This window comes from Campylobacter concisus, from assembly GCF_902460625.1.
GTDB lineage: Bacteria > Campylobacterota > Campylobacteria > Campylobacterales > Campylobacteraceae > Campylobacter_A > Campylobacter_A concisus_AD.
On record NZ_CABPUT010000006.1, the window covers coordinates 108,659 to 129,806 of the forward strand.

A 21,148-nucleotide genomic window follows, 5' to 3' on the forward strand; every position below is an offset into this window, starting at 1 on the left:
TTTGTTGGCTTTAAAATTTAGCGGAGTAAATTTTAATAAAATTATTTTTCTACTCTTCGCTCTTTGCATACATTCTCGCATGGTATGCCGTCACGATCACGGTCAAACCCACTGCGTCCGCATTTTCTTAGATAGTGATATGCTTCTTCACAACTCTTCATCTCTTTGCAGTAGCGTTTAGAACAATCAAATTTATCCGCCGCGTTTGCCATCAATGCAAAAAATAAAATAAAAACTACTTTTTTCATTTTTACTCCAAAGGCAGTATTAAATAAGAAAAACAATACAAAAAGTGCTCTCAAAAGAATTTCTCTTTTGAGAGTATAAATTTAAAGAGGATATGTTAGACAGCACTCTCTTTTTACTTCGTCGATATAGCTTACGTTTAAGTTTAGTCCGTAAAGTTTGCTTAAATTTTCGCTTCTTATGATCTCATTAACCGTGCCAAACTCAACATTTCCATCACCTTTTACAAGTGCGACATATCCGCCAAGAAGCACGGCAAAATCAGGGTTGTGAGTGGTTAGCACGACTGAGTAGCCAAGCTCTTTTAGCCACTTAACGGTGCGTAAAAATTTATACTGGTTGCCAAAATCAAGCGCGCTCGTTGGCTCGTCAAAAATGATCATCTTTGGTTGCGCAGCCATCGCGCGCGCGATCATACACATCTGCTTTTGACCGCCACTCATTTGAGTGATAAATTTCTCTTCAAGGTGCTCGATCTCAAGCTTTTTGGTGTAAATTTTAGCGATCTGCTCATCCTCTTTGCTAGGTCTTGCAAAGATGCCAAGATGCGCCGCGCGTCCCATCGTAATGAACTCAAGTCCAGTGTATTCATACTCGGTAACCTCGCTTTGAGCGACATACGCTATGATCTTAGCGCGCTCCTTGTTGCTTAGGCTATCAACGTTTTTGCCATCAAGAAAAATTTCTCCTGAAACTGGCTTTAGCGAGCCGCTTATTAGCCCAAGAGTTGTTGATTTGCCAGCTCCATTTCGACCAAGTATGGTTAAAATCTCACCTGCGCCTATCTTTAAATTTACATTTTCTAGTTTGCCAGCCCCATTTGGGTAGCTAAAGTTTAAATTTCTAACTTCAAGCATCACGCAACCTTTTTATTTCGCCACAAGACCCAGACGAAAAATACCGTGCCGATAAAGCCAGTAAGTACGCCAAGAGGCACTTCGCTCACGCTTATGCTACGAGCTAATGTATCTACAAATAGTAAAAACATCGCACCCATAAATATACTTGCTGGCATGCTTTTTATGTTGTTTGCGCCAACTAGCATGCGTGCTAGGTGTGGCATGAGGAGCCCCACCCAAGCGACTATTCCGCTTATGCAGACGCTGCATGCTGTAAGAAGCGTAGCGCAAATGATAACGATAGCACGTTCAAAAGCTACGTTTACGCCAAGTCTTGCTGCACTCTCGTCGCCAAGAGAGAGTAAATTTATACGCCAGCTCATGGCGATTAGTAAAATGGCGCAGATGATCATCACTGGGGCTATAAATTTTAAATTCTCGCTATCAAGCTTTGCTAGGCTTCCAAGCTGCCAGTAGACGATGTCAGGTAGCTTTGTCTCTGGGTCGGCGACATATTTTAAAAAGCCGATTATTGAGCCCATTAGGCCGCTTACAATGATACCAGAAAGAACTAGCATAAGCGTGCTGGTGCGCCCCATCATCTTTGGTATGGCTAGAGTGATAGCAACAGCTGCTAGACCAAAGCCAAATGCAAAAGCCTGTACCCAAAATAGCGATAGATCAAAGATAATGGCAGTTGCAGCACCCACGCAAGCACCAGCCGAGACGCCTAGAAGATCTGGGCTAACTAGCTGGTTTTTAAAGACGCCTTGATAGGCTGCACCACTCACGCTAAGAGCAGCTCCAACAAGGATGGCTGCGATGATACGTGGGATGCGTAAATTTTCTATCACGTTTGTGATGTTGCTAGCTGCGCCATCTCCAAAACCAAAGCTGTGAGCTAGCACGCTAAAGACGTCGTTAAAAGGTATGTAAAATCTACCAACGCCAAGTGCGACAAAGGCGCAAACAAGCGTTAGTAGAGCTAAAAAGATAACAACTATTGAAAAATTTGCGTTTTTCATATATTATTTGCTGCTGCCATCAGGGTTTAGACCTTTTAGCATGTAGCCATACTCGGTGTCGCTAAGCTCGTGACCTAGAAACTCTTTATAAAACTCTTTTGTTTTTGCTTTCATGTCTAGGTCTTTGAAAAGATCAGGTTGAATAGTTTTTGCTGCCCATAAAATTTGAAGCACACTCTCAGCGCCATATCTATCCCAAGCAAATACACCTTTTGGATTGCCGTAAATTTTGCCATTTTTCACAGCATTTGAGCCTGAAAATGCAGGGTGCTCTTTGACATTTTTTATTAAAGCGTCTGTGTCGTTGCCGCCAACGATGATGATATCAGGATTTGCATTGATGATCTCTTCAGCTGTAAGCTCGATCATAGAGCCCTCTTTTGCCACTGCGTTTTTGCCGCCAGCTAAATTTATCCAAGTGTTTTGGATAGTGTTTGTACCATCAACTTTTAATAAATTTGCGCCACCAAGAAGGTGAAGTACTTTTGGACGCTTATCAGCTGGGATATTTTTTGTTTTGGCTTCTACAAATTTTGAGTTCTCGTGGATCTTGTTTGAAAGCTTTTCAGCCAAAGCTCTAGCCTTGTCAGTGCCGATAACTTCAGCTGTTGCATAGATACTTTTTTCCATATCTGGATAGTCTCTATATATCATATTTACAGCACTAAAGCCATTTTTAGTAAGCTCTTCTTGGTAGTTTTTGCTAGAAACTATGACAACATCAGGTGCTAGCTTAACTAGCTCTTCTACCTGGATATCTTTGCCATTTAGCGCAGCTGGAAGGTCTTTTACTTTTGGATAGACAAGGGCAAACCACTTGTTTTTCTTGATAAGATCTGTTGTGGTGACTACTTTATCCATGCCGCCAAGCGCTAGGATGATCTCGTTGTTTGCGTGCCAAAGAGCAGCGATCTTCTCAACCTTCTCAGGCACGCCTACTTTGACGCCTTGCATATCGGTTATGCTTCTAGCAGACTCAGCAGCGTTTAGGTTAAGAGCCATAAAAAGTGAAGCGACAAGGCTAAATTTAGCCATTTTTTGCAAAAAATTTCTTTGCATATTTTTTTCCTTTATTTTAAAAATACAAAGTTGTATATTAATAATTTTTAGGTTAATTCTATGTAAAATTCCGCAAATTTCATAAATTTTTTAAAATTTTTATTAAGACAATATATATCTTTTATTGACATATATCATTAGCTGCTTTTTTAAAATAAGATAAACTTCGCCTTAAAATTTTTAAAAAAGGAGAATCAATGCGTGAATACAAAAAGTATTGGCTAGCACTTGTTGCAGTACTAGTAATTTGCTTTAGTATTTTAGGCTACTACGGCGTTGAGGTTTATAGAAGCTCGCCACCAGTTGTAAATTTTACAGATGAGAATGGCAATGTCGTGATCGACAAAGAGAGCATCTATAAAGGTCAAGAGGCATGGCAAAGCATAGGAGGTATGCAAGTTGGCTCTGTTTGGGGACACGGTGCATATCAAGCACCTGATTGGAGTGCGGACTGGCTTCACAAAGAGTTAGTTATATTTTTAGAGTTAAAAGCAGATGAAATTTACCACTCAAAATATGCTGACTTAAATGATGAGCAAAAAGCAAATCTAAAAGTTCTACTTAAAAAAGAGTACCGAGAAAATGGCGTAAAAGACGATAAAATCGTACTTAGTAGTGATAGATTAAAGGCTATTAAGCAAGTAAGCCAAGAGTATTCATCACTTTTTGGAAATGACCCTAAGTTTAAATCTTTAAGAGAAGCTTATGCGATGAAAGAAAATACTCTTCCAAATGCTTCTGATAGAGATGATCTTAATAACTTTTTCTTCTGGTCAGCCTGGGCAACCGCAGCAAATAGACCTAATAGCGATGCTACATACACAAATAACTGGCCACATGAGCCACTAATTGATAATGTACCAACAAGCGAAAATATCTTTTGGTCAATCGCAAGTGTTGTAATACTTATTGCTGGTATTGGATTTCTTGTTTGGTTTAGCTCTTTTTATGGTAAAAAAGATGATGAAAAGTTGGAAGCTATTAGCGAGGATCCGCTTAGTAAATTAAGCCTAACTCCATCTCAAAAAGCTCTTAAAAAATATCTTTTTGTAACTTTGGCTCTTTTTGCATTCCAAATTTTAATAGGCGGCTTTACAGCTCACTATACAGTAGAAGGACAAGAATTTTACGGTATAAATTTATCAGCTTATATTCCTTATTCACTTGCTAGAACATGGCACATTCAGGCTAGTATTTTCTGGATTGCGACAGGATTTTTAGCAGGCGGTCTTTTCTTAGCACCTATTATAAATGGCGGTAAAGATCCAAAATTCCAAAAGCTTGGCGTAGATTTATTATTTTACGCACTACTAATCCTTGTAGTTGGCAGTTTTGCTGGCGAGTATTTAGCGATCGCAAATATTATGCCTATAAATTTAAGCTTCTGGTTTGGACACCAAGGATATGAATATATCGAGCTTGGACGTGTTTGGCAAATTATTTTATTTGTTGGCCTTGTCATTTGGATGCTACTTTTACTTCGCGGATTTATCGGCGGATTTAAGAACAAAGGTGACAAAAATTTACTTGCTATCTTTGCAGCTTCAGCTGTTGCAGTTGGATTATTTTATGGAGCAGGATTATTTTACGGTCAAAGAAGTCCACTTCCAGTGATGGAATACTGGCGTTGGTGGGTTGTACACCTTTGGGTTGAAGGCTTTTTTGAAGTCTTTGCTACCGCTTCACTTGCTTTTGTGTTTGTTAGTCTTGGTCTTGTTTCAAAGAGATTTGCTACGTTTTCAACACTTGCGAGTGCATCACTTTTCTTAGTAGGCGGAATTCCAGGAACTTTCCACCACTTATATTTTGCGGGCACTACAACACCTATAATGGCAGTTGGCGCTAGTTTCTCAGCACTTGAGGTAGTTCCTCTTGTATTGCTTGGTGCTGAAGCTTATGAGCACTACAGACTTCAGTTTGCTCAAACTTGGGCTAAGACATTAAAATGGCCACTTTACTGCTTTATCGCAGTTGCTTTCTGGAATATGCTAGGCGCTGGTGTATTTGGATTTTTAATCAATCCTCCGATTTCACTATTTTATATCCAAGGTCTAAATACGACTCCAGTTCACGGACATGCTGCGCTATTTGGTGTTTATGGATTTTTGGCACTTGGATTTGTTTGGCTAGTAGCTACTTATCTATTCAAAGGTCAAGAATTTGACGAGAAGCTTATGAAAGTAGGCTTTTGGGGCTTAAATATAGGCCTTATGCTAATGATCGTGCTTTCACTACTTCCAATAGGAATTTATCAAGCATTTGCAAGCCTAGAGCAAGGCATGTGGTATGCAAGAAGCGCTGAGCTTTTACAACAATCACACTTACAAAATTTAAGATGGGTAAGAATGATTGGCGATACGATTTTAATAATCGGTGGAATCAGCTTCCTTGCACAACTTCTAAAATTTATGCTTAATAAAAAAGCTTAAAACTAAAGGGGTATTTTGCCCCTTTATTAAGCTATCTTTTCATAAAATAACGCAAATTTAAAAGGAAAGAAATGATTACATTTTTTAAAAGAATTTGCGTTATTTTTATCGTACTCTTACACTCTTTTTTGGCTCTTGTAGTTGATTATTCGTTTCCACACTATGCAAATGTGCAAATCACAGGTGGCGATGTCAAACGTATGGACAAAGATGGTATCATCGACGCTAAAAATCCGGCTGATGGCCCTACTAGAGATGTTTATTTTATCTACACTAAAGATTCTAATAATTCAAATAAAGTCATGGCTTATAGAAATGAAGATACTGCATGGGGATTTCCGTTTTATTTTAAATTTAACTCAGCTGATGTACAAGCTAAGGCTCAAGGCTTTGCAAATAGCGATAAAAACGTAACTGTAAAATATTATGGATATAGAATTTCTATGCTTCAAGAGTTTAGAAATGTCATCTCACTAAAAGAAAGTGGTACAGATACTAGTTGGCCGGTAGCTAGCTATGTATTTTACTTTATCTTGTTTATCTCGCTAATCATTTGGATAAGAAAGATAAATAAGGCCTTTAGACCAAAAACTAGTAAAATTTAGAGAAATAGATAGTATTTTTTTAGCTATTTGATATTTTAAAAATCAAAGAGAGGGCTTTGTTTCTCTTTTATCTTTAAAAATTTCTGACGCTATCAAGTATATTTTTAGTTTGTTTGCTCTGCTATGCCATTTGTTATATTTATCTACGCTTTCTCAGTCTATAAAATAAAATTCTACATCTAGATTATGTTTAAGAAAAACACCCGCTTTTTTATGGCATTTAATTCTTTGCCTTGCCATTAATCAGTTGTGACCTAGTTTTAGTTTGCCAAGATCTTCTTAAAATGACTTACAGGGAAGCCTTCTTGTATCTAGATCTATCTTACGCAAGAATATCTATTCTGTAAATTTTTAGACATTTTTTTGATTTTTAAAGTACTCTTTCATTATGTTTGGACGTTGAGTTAAAAACCAAAATTGATAATTTGATAAGATTTTTTGCAACCTTAATAGTCTCATCAACAAAGCTAAATAAAAATTACTCATAAAATTTACAAAAATATAGTTGGATTTTTAACGCTTAAAGGATCGCTCAAACGCTTGGGTAAAATTTTAAATTTAAAGCCATCTGCTGGCGTAGCAGTCTTTGTAAGCAGGGTTTTGGACTATAGGAAGAAATTTATAGTAGATTGGCATAAATTCTAGGGGCAAAGCTGCCCCTATTTTTAGTAAAGACCGAAAGTTCCGTCTGTTCTTTTGTAGATCACACGCATTTTTGCGTCAACGTCGTTAAATACATAAAATTGTTTATCGCTTGATTTTAGTTTTTCAAGTGCTTCTTCTACTTCAAGTGGTTTATAAATTTCAAGCTCCATAGGCACGATCTCTTCAACACCTTCGATCTTTTCTTCACCTATTCTTGAGCGAAATTCTTTATCGTCAGCCTTACCTTTTACGGTAAATTTCTTATCATGCTCTCTTCTTAAAACTTTTGATGCTTTTTCGATAGCAAGATCGATCGCAGCGTAAAGATCTTTATCTTTTTGGCGAACGACTATGGTGTCTTTATGAGCCATATTTAGAGAAAATTCTGCATTAAAGCCTTTTTTTCCTTGTTTTTCATCGGCTGCCACAACACATCTTGCTGAGATGATGTCGAGATTGTATTTACCAAGCGTATCAAAAGCGTCTTGGATATAGTTTTTGATTGGCTCTGTTAGCTCAAATTGTTTTCCTACAATGCTTATGTTCATCGTAATCTCCTTTATAGAAAGTAAGATGATTATAACACGCTAAAACTAAAAACAAATTAAACTAAAATCTTTATAAAATTTTAAAGTTTCTGAAGAGTTCGTTTGTGAAAATTTATAGGATTTGGCGTTTTTTTATCTTTTGATGTTACAAAAACATCAAAGATCATGTTGCCAGTACTTGCGACTCCGTTTGTTCCTGGCATAATGGTCGGTGGAGTGCATATGCCGATATCGCCAAAGTAAGTTATTTTTACTTTAAAGTCGAACATATCGTTAAATTCTCCATTTACTTTATCTAAGCATTTGTTTGAGAAATCGGTTCTAAAAATTTCAAACATCGCATACTCTGCTGCTGCTTGAGCAACGAGCTGTGCTTGCTCCCTTAGATAAATTTCACTGCTTTGTCTAGCTGATGTGCTAGCTATCGAAAGAGCAAGAGTGCTGATAGAAGCTGCTACAACTAGAAAAAATATCGCTGCTATTAACGTAAATCCTTTTCTCATTAATAAACCGCCTTTGACTTGCAAATGGTTATTTCTGATTTTTCTGCTTTAAGGCAAAGCTTTAGTGCGATGACTCCATTTTTTTCTGTAAAGACAAATCTTGTTACGTGTTTAGCTAGTGTTGCACTTTCGGCTTTGATAGCCTTTGTAGATGTTGAGCTAAATTTTTTAAAGCTTTCATTTAGCCATGGCCTATAATTGTAGTAAATTTTAAGGTCAAAAGAGCTATTTTGTATATCCTCGGCACTTTGCTCAGCTGGTGCTATGGCAATGGCTGTGTAAGCTAGCTTATACTGCTCTGAAATTTTTTTATTTTTAAAATCACTTGAAATTTTAAGCGTATCGATTGATTGTATGCCAACTTTTGCGATATCTAAGTGCCTTTGGTCTAAATTTTCTTGATAGCCAAAGCTGCTACCAACTCTATAAAGTATGCTAGAAAATATCGCTACTAAACCACCATTTTCATTATCGGCGTTTATGCACCTAGAGCCGCTATTTACATCTTCTTCATTGCTATCATTTTCGCAGGTCAAGTCCATTACGCCGTTTCTAAAAGCATCATTAAATTTACTTCCAGGGCTTTTTAATCCATTTGCAATAGAGCTATTTGCAAGATCTACATATCCACTATATATGCCTTCTTCGATGATCGGATCTCCGTTAGTATCATCTCCTTTATATTCGTTTATGCCATCAAATAGCTCATAAGCAGCTGGGATAAATTCTAAAATTTCAAAGTCGCTACTTAAATTTACACCACTATCATTTAGAGCTAGGTAATCTCCATTTTTTTTCCTAGCGATAACGCTTTGTTTGATTCTGTAGCTAAGTAACATTGAAATTTGCTCTAGAGCGATTTCGCTTTGTGTTTCTAGTTCGTTTATTACTTTGCTTTGAAAATAGTTTTGATATAAATTCATAAGCGTGTTAAAGCTCATAAGTGAGATAACGCCAAGCACGGTGATGACTATTATTAGCTCAATTAATGTAAAAGCTTTTTTTGTTTTTTTCATTTCCATTCTTTTACACTTAGAGTGCTGCTTTCACCTATGTTAAAGGCATATCCATAAAGCACGCTTTTGCTCTCTTTTGTAGTTTTCATAGTCGTATCTAGCTTTATCTGTAAAACGTCACTATCGTTTAAAGGAGTGCTAACTACAAATTTATCAGCTCCATTTGTTATAGTTGGAGTCGTTTCTGTATCTATGATAAAGTCGCGTTTAGTAGCGCTAGCAGTTGGTGAGATGGATTTTTGGGTATTGAAATTTTTGATAGATTTTACTTTAAAATTTACGCTTGTGATTGATTCTGGAAGCTTTGAATCACTAGGCCTTGTAGCACATGTAGATGAATTTTGTACCGGATAAGCAAGTATCCTATGTCCTTCACCTTTTACTCCACTTTTTTCATAAAAATCCGGGTTTGCCCCTTGGTCACAGATAATAAGTGGAAATATTATAGCCTCTTGAGTGGTTATAGATGATGGCATGGTATTTTTACCGGCTATTAAGACTTGATCGCTAAATGGTGCTTTTAATATTAATGACATATAGGTTTTAGCATTCATTAGTCCTTCTTGCATTAAGGATTGCTCGCTTAGATTTGAAGTAGTTCTTACCGCTAGTGGCAAGCTTGCACTTACTATGGCCACTACAAGGACTGATAAGATAAGCTCTATCAATGAAAAGCCACCTCTTTTTACCACTCTATTCTCCTGTTTGTCTTATCGCTTATATCTAGGTTACTATCACTATTTGATTTTACTCCTATAAAACCTCCAACTGCACCGCTTGTCTTATCCTCTATATTATTGCTCTTTAGGACTTTACCAGCCCATTCGCCATTTGGTACTAGAAAATTTAGATTGAAATTATTTGTTTCAGGTTTCTCATCAAATTCACTATAAAGAAGCCAACTAGGTGCTCTCATTTTAGCCACATCAGTAACTGCCGAAGGGTTTCTTATGAAAATTATCTGCTCGCCATTGCTTATACTACTTACATCATTTCTTAAAACAGTACCGCTGTAAGTGTTTGTAAAGCTAAAGTCATGATAGTTAAGTACTCCTGCATTGTGTTTTGGATTGGTAGCCCAAAATGGTGCAGCTGGAAAGTCTTGCCATAGTTTGCCATTATCTTTCATATAGATATTTTTATTGCATCCATCGCAGTAGGCACCATAATAAATTTTGGCATAAAAGCCACTATAAAGCCCTTCATAAAATGGTGCATAAACCCTACCAAAGTAAAATTTTGCTGTCGTTTCTGTTGCTGGTTTTTCATATTTTTTTACTGTATCGGTGCTATCTGACATGCCGCTAAAGCTAAAATCATTACTTGAAATAGTAAAAGGATTTTTAGCATGATTTACTTTTCTTTCAAAATTAAAATATACTTCACCTTTGCCTACGCCATTTACAAAAGTATTTTTCTCTACATAAAATGTTGATTTTGTAGCACTTGGATCTATTGCTTTTCTAGTGTTTGAGCCAGGAATTTCAAAAAACAAAATTTCTTCATTTGCTTTTGCTAATGTACCGGCATTGCCATCGTTGTCTGTAAAATTTAAAGGAACTCTATCTAGCTTTATATCAAAGTTCATATTCTTTGCATAGCAATCTTCATTATAAAGTTTTGCAGGGTCATCGTTAAACAACCTAGCAGTTACTTCAAAGTCAAGCTTTGCTTTTTGTATGCCTTCATTATCAAGGTATGTTATATCGCTATCTTTTGTTATCTTTAACTTGCTTATTTGTATATCTTTTGGTCTAAATAAATAATCTCTATTACCTTCTAGCTTTATACTGCATCCGATTCTTCCTTCTTGAGCAGTGTCTTGTGATGGATCGTTGCTAATTGAGTTTTTTACGCAATCATCAGCTCTTGATGGCGTATGTTGATCAGTTATTGTATAGTCTTTGTCTAATACATAAAAATATGTATCGCCTATATCTGAGTAAGAAAAGCCAACAGGTCCACTTGATGTGTGACGGAAAATTTTACCTAATGCTTTATTTGGGTCGTTAAAATCTACGCTTAGTTTGTTCTCGCTCTCTATAATGCTAGGATCGCAAGTCGCACTATATGCTGGTACAAGTTTTATCTCTCCATTTGAGCCACTTATGTTGTTTATATAGCCATTTGCTAAGCCACTATCAAGAGGTTTCATAGCCGCAAGAGCAATGTTATTATAAACTTTGCCGCCTATTAAAACATTGTTATTATTGATCGTATTCTTGTCAGTATCCCATAGCCTAAAGTGACTTGGTCTTATGGCAAAATCATCTAATTTTTCGCATTCAACTTTTGTAGTATTTGTCACTGGATCAAGATGAGAAATTCTAAATTTTACGCTTTTATAGGCTCTATCAATACTAATGCCTGACAACAAAATATCAGTTACACCATTAAACGTTATATCTTGTTCATATAAATTTGTTGGAGCATTGCAAGACTCGACCAACTCTACTTTTACATCTACTGGAGCATCTGGTACTTTTTTATTGCCATCTGTATCATAGTTCGTGATATAGACATTAAATGGCGTAGAAACGATTTTAGTTAGAAGTCTATTTTTAAATTTAGCTTTAAAAGTTGCTGAGCCATCGTCTTGTCTATTGCTTGCGACGAAATTATTTGGACTGGCACTAACGCCTAAAGTAATGTTGTAATTTTGATTGCTACATCTTCTTATATATGTGTCATAGGGCTGTAAATTTATATCAGCATTTGCAACTGTGGCTTTGTAACTATTTGGCTCAAATTTAGACTTAAGGGTAGTTTCATATATGGCATAAGCGTAGTTGCCTTGATGAATTAGCATTTCTCCACCCTTATTTGCAGCCGCACCTTGTCCTAAATAAAAAGTTAAGTCATTTCCGCTTAGTTGCTGCAAGCCTGTGTTGTCGTTATAGTGTACCTGTCCTGACATAGTAAGCAAGTCACTAGGTCCTTGCGATGCTTTATCTGCGTATATGTAAGTTGAGTTTGGATTATAAATTTGGCTTGGATCTATTGTAGCTTTTAGTGCAAAGTCTTGAGCAGCTTCATTAGTATTATTTGTAACTTCAACGAAAGTTTTTAAAATAGTATTTGCTGGCACTACCGTCGGAGTATTTTCTTGCACCTTTGTAAAAGTACTATCGCTAGGTTTTTTTGCATAAATATATTCCATGTAGCAAACATCTGGTTTATATATACGAGAAGAAAAGCCAACTAGTGCTAAATTTATACGGTCAGCACTTACGACATTAGCACCGCCTGAGCTTTTAATCGTTGTAACTGTAAATTTTATATCCGCTTCTTTTTGAGCATATGACATTTTGTCCGATATATCAAATATATCTAAGTCTGCTTGAGAGTGAAATTTTTTGCCTGGATTTATAAGTTGTCCAAATTTTGTCATAGTTGAGTTAAACTGATCGCCTTGTGCGTTATATCCGCTGGTGATACTCTGATAGCTGCCACCTTTTTTTATCTTGATATCTTCACCTTTTGTTTCTGGCTTGCCGCCAAATGAAAACATTGTGAGCAAAGCATCTATATTTCCTGCTTTTGGTGTGTAGATATTTTCAAATTTTACATCTATGGTTGAGCTCTTTACAGTACCAAATGGATCGCTTGACTTCATCCAGTCTGCTGCAAGTCTTTCTAGCCCATCAAATATACTAACAAGCTTTGGCTCTATATTGTTTGCTGCGGCAGTTTTATCATCAAAGTCATAAATGATAACCAAGCTCCAAGCTGCAAATTGTGGTGCGATGGATTGTATCCAGTAGCCATTTTGTCCTTGGACTGGCGAAAACAGCAGTGTGCCGTATGTTTTTTTTAGTTTTCTATTAGTAGAGTTGTTTACCTTATATATGCCATCATTTGGGTCTATAAATTCATCACTAAAGGGAATCGTAGTGGATCTGATATTGCCAGCATAAAATGTCCTATCTGACTCACTAGTACCAAGAGAATCTCTAACTATATCTGTTACATCGGCACTTGCTACATATTGGTAGTTTATTCCAGCCTTTACATAGTAGCTATTAGACTCGTTTTGATTATATGATTCAAGAGTCATTGATTTTGGTTTATACTCACTAAATGAGCCAAACCAAAAGACATCTTTTGGATCAGCATCTATTGTGATTACATTTTTTCCAGGAGCTTTAAAATCAATCCTGCTATATCCTTTTATGTAATTTAAAGCACTTACATATAAATTTGACCCAAGATTTTTTATTGCCCAGTTTTGATAAAGAGAGCCACCCCAGTAAAGCCTAGCATAGACTACATTTTTACCTTTTAAATTATTTTGTATAAAGGTATTTTTCTCACTAAAATCAAATGTGGAAGAGGATGAATTTTGACAATAAGGATACTTGCTAGGATTATAAATATATGTTGTTTGACAAAGTGTGTAATTACTAGACGTAAAACTACCAGTATTTAAAAATATTCTATCGGCTGTAGATGATGTTCTTGTTACGTTAGATGGATCTGGAACAAAATTATATCCAGCGTATTGTGGAATCATAATAGTAGCACCAATGGTAGCTATATCTCCATTTACTCTGGTATTTAGATTTCCATTTATTGATCTTTGTCTTAAGCCTTTAGAGTGATCATCCCACATACCTATTAATGATCGTTGATTCCATGGAGAAAATTGCTCAACATAAATATGATAGTGGTCTTGTGCTAAGCCTGAAGAAAAGCTATTGGCATCTATCGTCCAAGTTCTATCAGATTTTCTTATGCAATGTGGGATATTTTTAGAAGAGTTGTCTTGGTACTCTTCAGCGTCTATAAAGCAAGAATAGTTTGCTCCACTACAACCAATAGATGCTGCTTCTGCTGTCGTACAAGCTCTGGGTGCACAAAAACCAAACGTGACAATAAGACAGAGTAAGTATACTATCTTCACAACAAATCCTCTAAATAACAATAAAAAATCTCTCCTTAGATTTTTAAAAGCTTTTAGCTACTATTTTTGTATAAAATTTTCTATCATTTCAGCTTGCCCGTACTGAGGATATTTGGCAATGTCTAAAACGACTTGAGATAAGGTCATATTGTCCATATTGCAAACGATAGGAGCTATAAAATTTACAGTTGATTTTTCAAGCGGGAGTGCAACAACGATAATGTTATAAATTCTAAGTTGAGAGCTTTCTTTAATCTCCATAAGATCTTCATAATAGCTTGGAATATCGAATTCGTAGCTTCTTAATGCAAAAGGATTTATCATTGTAAAAGATGTCTCATCATCTTTACTTGCTAGCTTAACAAAAAATTTATCAAGTTCAATTAACTCCATCGTCTTGATATGCTCAAAGCCTAAAATAGGGCTTTTAACACTAAAAATCATACTAACTCCTATTTTGTAAAGTTGCCGTATTTTATCATAGTTTTAAAAAATTTATACAAAAATAATAGCAAAAAATGTAGAATACGAGGATTTAAACTTTTTAAGGAAAAGCATGAAAAGATTTTCTAAATTTCTAGCAGTTGTAGCTCTTTTAGGGCTTTTTAGTGGTTGTGCTGAAAAATATACCGAGCTTTACAATCTAACTCCAGATGAGTGGTATGCTCAGGTTATCGCTGATATAAAAGATGGTGATCTTGAAGCGGCTGATAAACACTATGTCTCAATGGCAAGCGAACACGTAGCTAGCCCACTTTTGGAGCAAATTTTACTCATCCTTGCCCAAGCTCATGCAAATGATGAAGAGTATCTAATGGCAAATCACTATCTTGACGAGTACATCAAAAGATATGGTGACAACGGCCCAAAAACAGAGTTTGCTCAGTATCTAAAGATAAAAGCAAATTTTGACTCATTTACTCAGCCAAACCGCAACCAAAAGCTGATGGAAGATAGCGTAACTGAGATCGAGAAATTTCTTTATATGTATCCAAATACTGAATATAAGCCTCTTATCGAGACTATGCTTATCAAATTTAAACTCGCGCTTTACTTCCTAGATATGCAAATAGCTGATCTTTACAATAGGACTGGTCGTGATGTTTCGGCTAAAATTTACGAGCAAAAGCTTGAAGAGTCGCCGTTTAAAAACTCAGATCTTATTAAACCTGACGTGGCATGGTATAGAAAACTGTTTGAATAGGAGAAATTTTGCAAATAAACGAAAATAAAGGCTTCCCAACTGAAATTCCCATCATCGTTGAGGACGAGCTATTTTTATATCCATTTATGATAACTCCGCTTTTTTTAAGCGATGATGAAAATTTAAAGGCACTTGAACTCGCCATACAAGAAGAGACTCCGATCCTTGTGGTGCCTACAAAGCCTCAGCAAGACGGTGCTAGAGACTTTGATGGTATCTATGATGCTGGCGTTATCGGCACGATAATGCGCCGTGTGCCACTACCTGATGGACGCGTAAAAGTTTTATTTCAAGGCATAGATAAAGGTAAAATTTTAAAACAATCAGGCATAAATCCGCTCCGTGGCATTGTCGATATGCTCCACGTCAAACGTCCATCTCCTGTAAAAACTGACGCGCTAATCGTTGTTTTAAGAGAAAAAGTAAGAGAGCTTTCGCAGTTTAGCCACTTTTTTCCACCGGATCTTTTAAAAACTATCGAAGAGAGCGCTGAGGCGATCAGGGTTTGTGACCTAGTTTCAAGCGCACTTCGCTTAAAAAAACAGATCGCCTATAGCTTTTTTGTAGAGGAAAATTTAGAGCAGCGCTTGCTAAAACTCATCGACTATGTTATCGAGGAGATCGAGGCAAATAAGCTTCAAAAAGAGATAAAAAATAAAGTCCATTCAAAGATCGATAAGACAAATAAAGAGTACTTTTTAAAAGAGCAGCTAAAGCAAATTCAAGCTGAGCTTGGAGCGGATACAAGCCGTGAAGAGGAGCTTGAAGAGTACCGCAAAAAGCTTGATGCGAAGAAGAAATTTATGGCCGAGGATGCCTATAAAGAGATCAAAAAACAAATAGATAAGCTTAGTCGTATGCACCCAGACTCAGCCGACGCAAATACCTTACAAAGCTACCTTGACTGGGTACTTGAAATTCCATTTGAAAATGTAGCTAAGAAAAAATCATCTATCGCTGAAGTGAGCAAACACTTAAATGCCGATCACTACAGCTTAGAGAAGCCAAAAGAGCGCATCGAGGAGTATTTTGCTTTGCGTGAGCTTTTGGAGCTTAGAGGCGTTGGCGAAAAGGTAAATAATGGCGCTATTTTATGCTTTGCAGGCCCTCCAGGCGTAGGCAAAACAAGCCTCGCAAACTCGATCGCAAAGGCGCTAAAACGCGAGCTAGTTAGGATTGCACTTGGCGGACTTGAGGACGTAAACGAGCTAAGAGGACACCGCCGCACCTACATAGGCGCTATGCCAGGGCGCATCGTGCAGGGGCTCATAGAAGCCAAGCAGATGAATCCAGTGGTTGTTTTAGACGAGATCGACAAGGTTGGTAGAAGCTACAGAGGCGATCCTACTGCTGTTTTACTTGAAATTTTAGACCCAGAGCAAAATAATAAATTTAGAGATTACTACTTAAATTTCAACATCGATCTTAGCAAGATCATCTTCATTGCCACGGCAAATGACGTGAGCATGATACCAGCCGCACTTCGCGACAGGATGGAGTTTATCGAGCTTAGCTCATACACACCACAAGAAAAATTTGAGATCGCTAAAAAATATCTCTTGCCTCAGGAGCTTAAAAAACACGGACTAAAACCAAGTGATGTGAGCATAAGCAAAGAGGCACTTGAGCTAATTATCAGCGACTACACAAGAGAGAGTGGCGTGCGAAATTTACGCCGCAGGATCGCTGATATACTAAGAAAAGTCGCCAAAAACATCCTCACCAAAAAGAATGAGGGCAAGATCAGTGTCACAGCTAAAAATTTGAAAGAATTTTTAGAGAAAAAGGTCTATGAGATCGAGCCGGCGGATAAAAAGGATCAGATAGGTCTAGTAAATGGCCTTGCGTGGACTAGTGTTGGTGGTGACGTACTAAGGATCGAGGCTATCAGGATCCAGGGTAAAGGCAATATGCAGATCACCGGCCAGCTAGGTGATGTGATGAAAGAGAGCGCTCAGATCGCATTTAGCGTTGTTAAAGTGCTAATAGATAACAAAAAAATAAAAGTACCGATGACTATCGTGCCAAAACTAGATGACGATAAGCGTAAGCTTGAAGCTAGCGATGTTTATAGGCGCTATGACCTTCACTTGCACGTGCCAGAGGGCGCAGTGCCAAAAGATGGACCAAGTGCTGGCATTACAATGGCAACTGCGATCGCATCGATACTAACCGATACAAAGGTAAGACACGACATAGCAATGACTGGCGAGATCACGCTAACAGGTAGAGTGCTACCGATCGGTGGTCTAAAAGAGAAACTGATCGCTGCTCATAAAGCTGGCATCAAAACAGCCCTGATACCTCGCAAGAACTACGACCGCGACCTAGTAGATATCCCAGCCGAAGTAAAAGCTGATATGAAGATCATCGCCGTAGATACGATCGATGATGTGCTAAAAAATGCTCTTGTAGCTAAAAAATAATCTTTCCCTAGTCCTAAGTAAGATTAGGGCTAGGGAAATTTATAAATTTTGACGATCATAAAATCCAGACAAAAAGCCATATAACGCATAAAAGCAATTAATAATTTAAACATTATAAGCACATGCAGCACACTAGAGAAAAATAAATTTTAAAATTTTATGAATGAGTAATTTCGGCTCTAAAATCTGAGCTAAGAAGTAAGTGAATTCAGATTTTAGTAGTCAGCTCTTGCGAGTGAATGAAGTTTTAAAATTTGTAAAGACAGCTTGATTAAATTTGTAAATTCCTTTTTTATTCAAAAGAGAGACAAGAGGACTCAAATTAAGAGGCCGTTCTCTTATCTTACTTTTTTAAATCCGCTAAATCACTCACGTTCAAGGTGCATTCAATGGCACTAAAGCACTGCATGCGTTTTAAATACTCTGATAAATTTTAAAAATGTTCGCTTGTAAATTTTAAAATTTGCCGGACTTTTATTTTGCTGTAAATTTTTAGCTATTTATGCTTTGCTTCATGCTCTAAAAGCCAAATTTTAGTTGGTAGACCATCTCCGCCAGAATAGCCGCCAAGCCCGTTACTAGCTAGCACTCTGTGACAAGGGATGATGATAGGTACTGGGTTTTTAGCATTGGCTGATCCTGCTGCTCGGTAGGCATTTTTGTGACCTACGGCAAGTGCAAGGGCTGCGTATGTGGTCGTTTCTCCGTATGGTACTTTTTGTAAAGCCTCGTAAATTTTTGCTCTAAAATTAGTTGTTTTTATATCAAGCCGTACGCTAAATTTTTTAAGCTTGCCATTAAAATAAGCCTCTAGCTCATTCAAGCAAAGCTTTAAATTTTTATCTTTTACCGCTACTTTTTCAAATTTATCTACAAAATTTATCTCACAAATTCCATTTTTGCTGGCAACGATCTCTAAAATTCCAATGGGAGATTTTAGGTAAGCTTTTGACACATTTGCTCCTTGAAATTTGAAATTTTGGGCAAATTTTACTTTAGTTTGTTTTGCTTTTTGATAAAATGCAAGCAAAACTAGCGATTTTAGACTAAAAATAACGAGCAAAAACCACAAAGGAATTTCATGAGCTTTTTTACCGACTACGAAAAACACGTGAGCGAGCGAGAAAAAGAGGGCGTGCCACCGCTTGCGCTAAATGCCAAGCAAACAAGTGAAGTTTGCGAGCTAATAAAGCTTGCCAGCAAGTCTAGTTGCGACGAAAAGGCACAAAGCGAGCTAAAATTTCTTATAAATTTGCTTGAAACTCGTATCAATCCTGGCGTTGATGACGCAGCGAAGATAAAGGCGAACTTTCTTGGCGAAGTGATAGATGGGCTTGCTGTTAGCGGTCTTGACGCTATGCGTGCTATTAAAATTTTAGGCAAGATGCTTGGTGGATATAACGTGGAAATTTTAGTGCGAGCTCTAAAAAATAGCGATGAAAATATCGCGCATGCTGCGGCAAATGAGCTAAAAAATATTATCCTGGTGCATGAATATTTTGATGAGATAGTAAAACTAAGCAGCAACAATAAATTTGCAAAAGATGTACTTATTTCTTGGGCAAATGCGGAGTGGTTTACGCATAAAAAGCCAATCGAAACCTGTATAAACGCAGTCGTTTTTAAGGTACCTGGTGAGACAAATACTGACGACCTAAGTCCAGCGAGCGAGGCCTACACAAGGGCCGACATACCACTTCACGCAAAAGCAATGCTTATTAAAAAGATGCCTGAGGGTCTAGAAATTTTAAAAGAGCTCAAAACTCGTGGTAAAAAAGTGGCGTATGTTGGCGATGTGGTTGGCACTGGCAGCAGCAGAAAGAGCGGTATAAACTCGATCCAGTGGCATTTAGGCGATGAGATAGAGGGCGTGCCAAACAAAAAAACTGGCGGCATCGTGATCGGCACGACCATAGCTCCAATATTTTTTAACACCGCCGAAGATAGCGGTGCAATGCCAATAGTTGCAAACGTAAATGAGCTTGAGATGGGCGACGAGATAGAAATTTATCCATTTAAAGGCGAAATTTATAAGCTTATTGGCACTGAGAAAAAACTCGTGGCAAATTTTAAACTAAACCCAAATACTCTAAGCGATGAGATAAGAGCAGGTGGCAGGATACCGCTTATGATAGGACGGCAAGTGACCAAAAAGGCCAGAGAGGCTCTAGGGCTTGGTGAGGAGCAAATTTTTATAAAGCCGGATCAGCCAAAAGAACAGAGTGGCGGCTATACGTTGACTCAAAAGATGGTCGGCAAGGCTTGCGGCGTAGCTGGCATTAGAGCTGGGGCTTATGTGGAGCCAGAAATTTTAACTGTTGGCTCGCAAGATACGACTGGGCCGATGACTAGAGATGAGGTCAAAGAGCTCGCTAGCCTTAGTTTTGGCGCGGATTTTGTTTTGCAAAGCTTTTGCCATACGGCCGCTTATCCAAAGCCAAGCGACCTTGTGATGCATGAGAGCCTACCTAAATTTATAAATTTACGTGGCGGTGTGAGTCTAAAGCCAGGCGATGGCGTCATCCACTCGTGGCTAAACCGCATGGTACTGCCTGATACGGTGGGCACTGGCGGCGATAGCCACACGAGATTTCCTATTGGCATTAGCTTCCCTGCTGGTAGCGGCCTGGTCGCGTTTGCAGCGGTACTTGGAATGATGCCACTAAATATGCCAGAGTCAGTTTTGATCAAATTTAAAGGCGAGCTAAAAGAGGGCGTGACGCTTAGAGATCTTGTAAATGCGATACCTTATTTTGCCATCAAAAAAGGACTTTTGAGTGTTGAGAAGAAAAACAAAAAGAACGTTTTTGCGGGTAAAATTTTAGAAATTGAGGGTCTTGAGAATCTAAAAGTAGAGCAGGCATTTGAACTAAGTGACGCTTCTGCTGAGCGTTCGGCTGCAGCTTGCGTGGTAAATTTAGGCGTTGATAGTGTCGCAGAGTATGTCCGCTCAAACGTTGCGCTAATAGACGCAATGATAAAAGCAGGCTATGAAAGCCATGAGACGTTACTTAGACGAAAAGAAAAAATGCAAAAATGGCTAGAAAATCCAACTCTTTTAAGAGCCGATAAAGATGCAAAATACGCTGAAATTTTAGAGATTGATTTGGCTGAAATTAATGAACCTATCCTGGCGTGTCCAAATGATCCAGACGATGTGGCTACTTTGAGTGAAATTTTAGCCGATGACTCTATGGTGCATAATATTGATGAAGTTTTTGTAGGAAGCTGCATGACAAATATCGGACATTACAGAGCACTGGCCAGAATTTTGGAGCATGAGAGCAAGCTTACAACTAGGCTTTGGATCGCACCGCCGACAAAGATGGATAAAAGCACACTTGAAGATGAAGGCGTTTATGAAATTTTTAAAAGATTAAACGCGAGGACAGAAGTGCCAGGATGTTCGCTTTGCATGGGCAATCAAGCAAGAGTAAACGACAATGCAGTGGTATTTTCTACCTCGACTAGAAATTTTGATAACAGAATGGGTATGGGTGCGAAGGTATATCTAGGAAGTGCCGAGCTAGCTGCTGTTTGTGCGCTACTTGGGCGTTTACCAAACATCGATGAGTATAAAAATATAGTAAGAGAAAGTCTTAGTTTAAACAAAGATAAAATTTATAAATATCTAAATTTTAATGAAATAAGTGAGTTTAGTATATAAATTTGTTACAATATCGCGGAATTTTAAGGAGCT

At 37.7% G+C, this 21,148-nt stretch carries 16 protein-coding genes; 5 read left to right on the top strand and 11 right to left on the bottom strand.

Going from position 1 to position 21,148, the window contains the following annotated elements; all coding sequences use genetic code 11:
- Window positions 1-41 precede the first annotated feature (41 nt).
- The 4 genes from F3G69_RS05000 to F3G69_RS05015 all read right to left on the bottom strand — a co-directional run bounded on the left by F3G69_RS05000 (window position 42) and on the right by F3G69_RS05015 (window position 3,169).
- Window positions 42-248, bottom strand: coding sequence for an excalibur calcium-binding domain-containing protein (locus tag F3G69_RS05000; RefSeq protein ID WP_149714592.1), 207 nt, complete (start codon window positions 246-248; stop codon window positions 42-44).
- Between the two features lie 81 nt (window positions 249-329).
- Window positions 330-1,103, bottom strand: coding sequence for an ABC transporter ATP-binding protein (locus F3G69_RS05005; protein WP_149714593.1), 774 nt, complete (start codon window positions 1,101-1,103; stop codon window positions 330-332).
- On the bottom strand, window positions 1,103-2,110 hold the full coding sequence (locus F3G69_RS05010; RefSeq protein WP_148817087.1) for a FecCD family ABC transporter permease: 1,008 nt from the start codon (window positions 2,108-2,110) through the stop codon (window positions 1,103-1,105). The genes F3G69_RS05005 and F3G69_RS05010 overlap by 1 nt, the downstream gene beginning before the upstream one ends.
- A gap of 3 nt (window positions 2,111-2,113) precedes the next feature.
- The gene (locus F3G69_RS05015; RefSeq protein WP_149714594.1) at window positions 2,114-3,169 is read right to left on the bottom strand and encodes an ABC transporter substrate-binding protein; all 1,056 of its coding nucleotides are present in this window, start codon (window positions 3,167-3,169) and stop codon (window positions 2,114-2,116) included.
- 197 nt (window positions 3,170-3,366) lie between these two features.
- Here F3G69_RS05015 and F3G69_RS05020 point away from each other — a divergent pair, with 197 nt between their 5' ends.
- A complete protein-coding gene (locus tag F3G69_RS05020) occupies window positions 3,367-5,598 on the top strand; it encodes a nitric-oxide reductase large subunit (protein WP_149714595.1) in 2,232 nt (743 codons plus the stop codon).
- A gap of 71 nt (window positions 5,599-5,669) precedes the next feature.
- Window positions 5,670-6,203 (top strand): DUF1523 family protein, encoded by a 534-nt coding sequence (locus F3G69_RS05025; protein WP_149714596.1) that lies wholly within the window; start codon window positions 5,670-5,672, stop codon window positions 6,201-6,203.
- Window positions 6,204-6,868: 665 nt separating this feature from the next.
- Here F3G69_RS05025 and hpf read toward each other — a convergent pair.
- From hpf to fliW, 6 genes are all read right to left on the bottom strand, one after another.
- Window positions 6,869-7,396 carry a ribosome hibernation-promoting factor, HPF/YfiA family gene (gene hpf, locus F3G69_RS05030; protein WP_021090930.1) on the bottom strand — a complete coding sequence of 176 codons (528 nt, stop codon included), beginning with the start codon at window positions 7,394-7,396 and terminating at the stop codon, window positions 6,869-6,871.
- An 80-nt stretch (window positions 7,397-7,476) separates the two neighbouring features.
- Window positions 7,477-7,899, bottom strand: a complete 423-nt coding sequence (locus tag F3G69_RS05035) for a hypothetical protein (protein WP_072594818.1) — start codon at window positions 7,897-7,899, stop codon at window positions 7,477-7,479.
- A complete protein-coding gene (locus F3G69_RS05040; protein WP_223155879.1) occupies window positions 7,899-8,915 on the bottom strand; it encodes a type II secretion system protein in 1,017 nt (338 codons plus the stop codon). Before F3G69_RS05040 ends, F3G69_RS05035 begins: the two co-directional genes overlap by 1 nt.
- The gene (locus tag F3G69_RS05045; protein ID WP_149714598.1) at window positions 8,912-9,607 is read right to left on the bottom strand and encodes a type II secretion system protein; all 696 of its coding nucleotides are present in this window, start codon (window positions 9,605-9,607) and stop codon (window positions 8,912-8,914) included. Before F3G69_RS05045 ends, F3G69_RS05040 begins: the two co-directional genes overlap by 4 nt.
- The gene (locus tag F3G69_RS05050) at window positions 9,601-13,818 is read right to left on the bottom strand and encodes a hypothetical protein (RefSeq protein WP_149714599.1); all 4,218 of its coding nucleotides are present in this window, start codon (window positions 13,816-13,818) and stop codon (window positions 9,601-9,603) included. The genes F3G69_RS05045 and F3G69_RS05050 overlap by 7 nt, the downstream gene beginning before the upstream one ends.
- Window positions 13,819-13,878: 60 nt before the next feature.
- Complete coding sequence (fliW, locus tag F3G69_RS05055) at window positions 13,879-14,262, bottom strand: flagellar assembly protein FliW (RefSeq protein ID WP_054196362.1); 384 nt, start codon at window positions 14,260-14,262, stop codon at window positions 13,879-13,881.
- 112 nt (window positions 14,263-14,374) lie between these two features.
- On the opposite strand from fliW, the gene F3G69_RS05060 reads away from it, so the two are divergent.
- Both F3G69_RS05060 and lon read left to right on the top strand, forming a co-directional pair.
- A complete protein-coding gene (locus tag F3G69_RS05060) occupies window positions 14,375-15,022 on the top strand; it encodes an outer membrane protein assembly factor BamD (RefSeq protein WP_021091013.1) in 648 nt (215 codons plus the stop codon).
- Window positions 15,023-15,030: 8 nt separating this feature from the next.
- Window positions 15,031-17,448, top strand: coding sequence for an endopeptidase La (gene lon, locus F3G69_RS05065; protein WP_149714600.1), 2,418 nt, complete (start codon window positions 15,031-15,033; stop codon window positions 17,446-17,448).
- Between the two features lie 496 nt (window positions 17,449-17,944).
- Here the strand turns inward: lon and F3G69_RS05070 are convergent, their stop codons facing one another.
- Window positions 17,945-18,403 carry a methylated-DNA--[protein]-cysteine S-methyltransferase gene (locus F3G69_RS05070; protein ID WP_149714601.1) on the bottom strand — a complete coding sequence of 153 codons (459 nt, stop codon included), beginning with the start codon at window positions 18,401-18,403 and terminating at the stop codon, window positions 17,945-17,947.
- A gap of 126 nt (window positions 18,404-18,529) precedes the next feature.
- On the opposite strand from F3G69_RS05070, the gene F3G69_RS05075 reads away from it, so the two are divergent.
- Complete coding sequence (locus F3G69_RS05075) at window positions 18,530-21,115, top strand: bifunctional aconitate hydratase 2/2-methylisocitrate dehydratase (protein WP_149714602.1); 2,586 nt, start codon at window positions 18,530-18,532, stop codon at window positions 21,113-21,115.
- Window positions 21,116-21,148 lie beyond the last annotated feature (33 nt).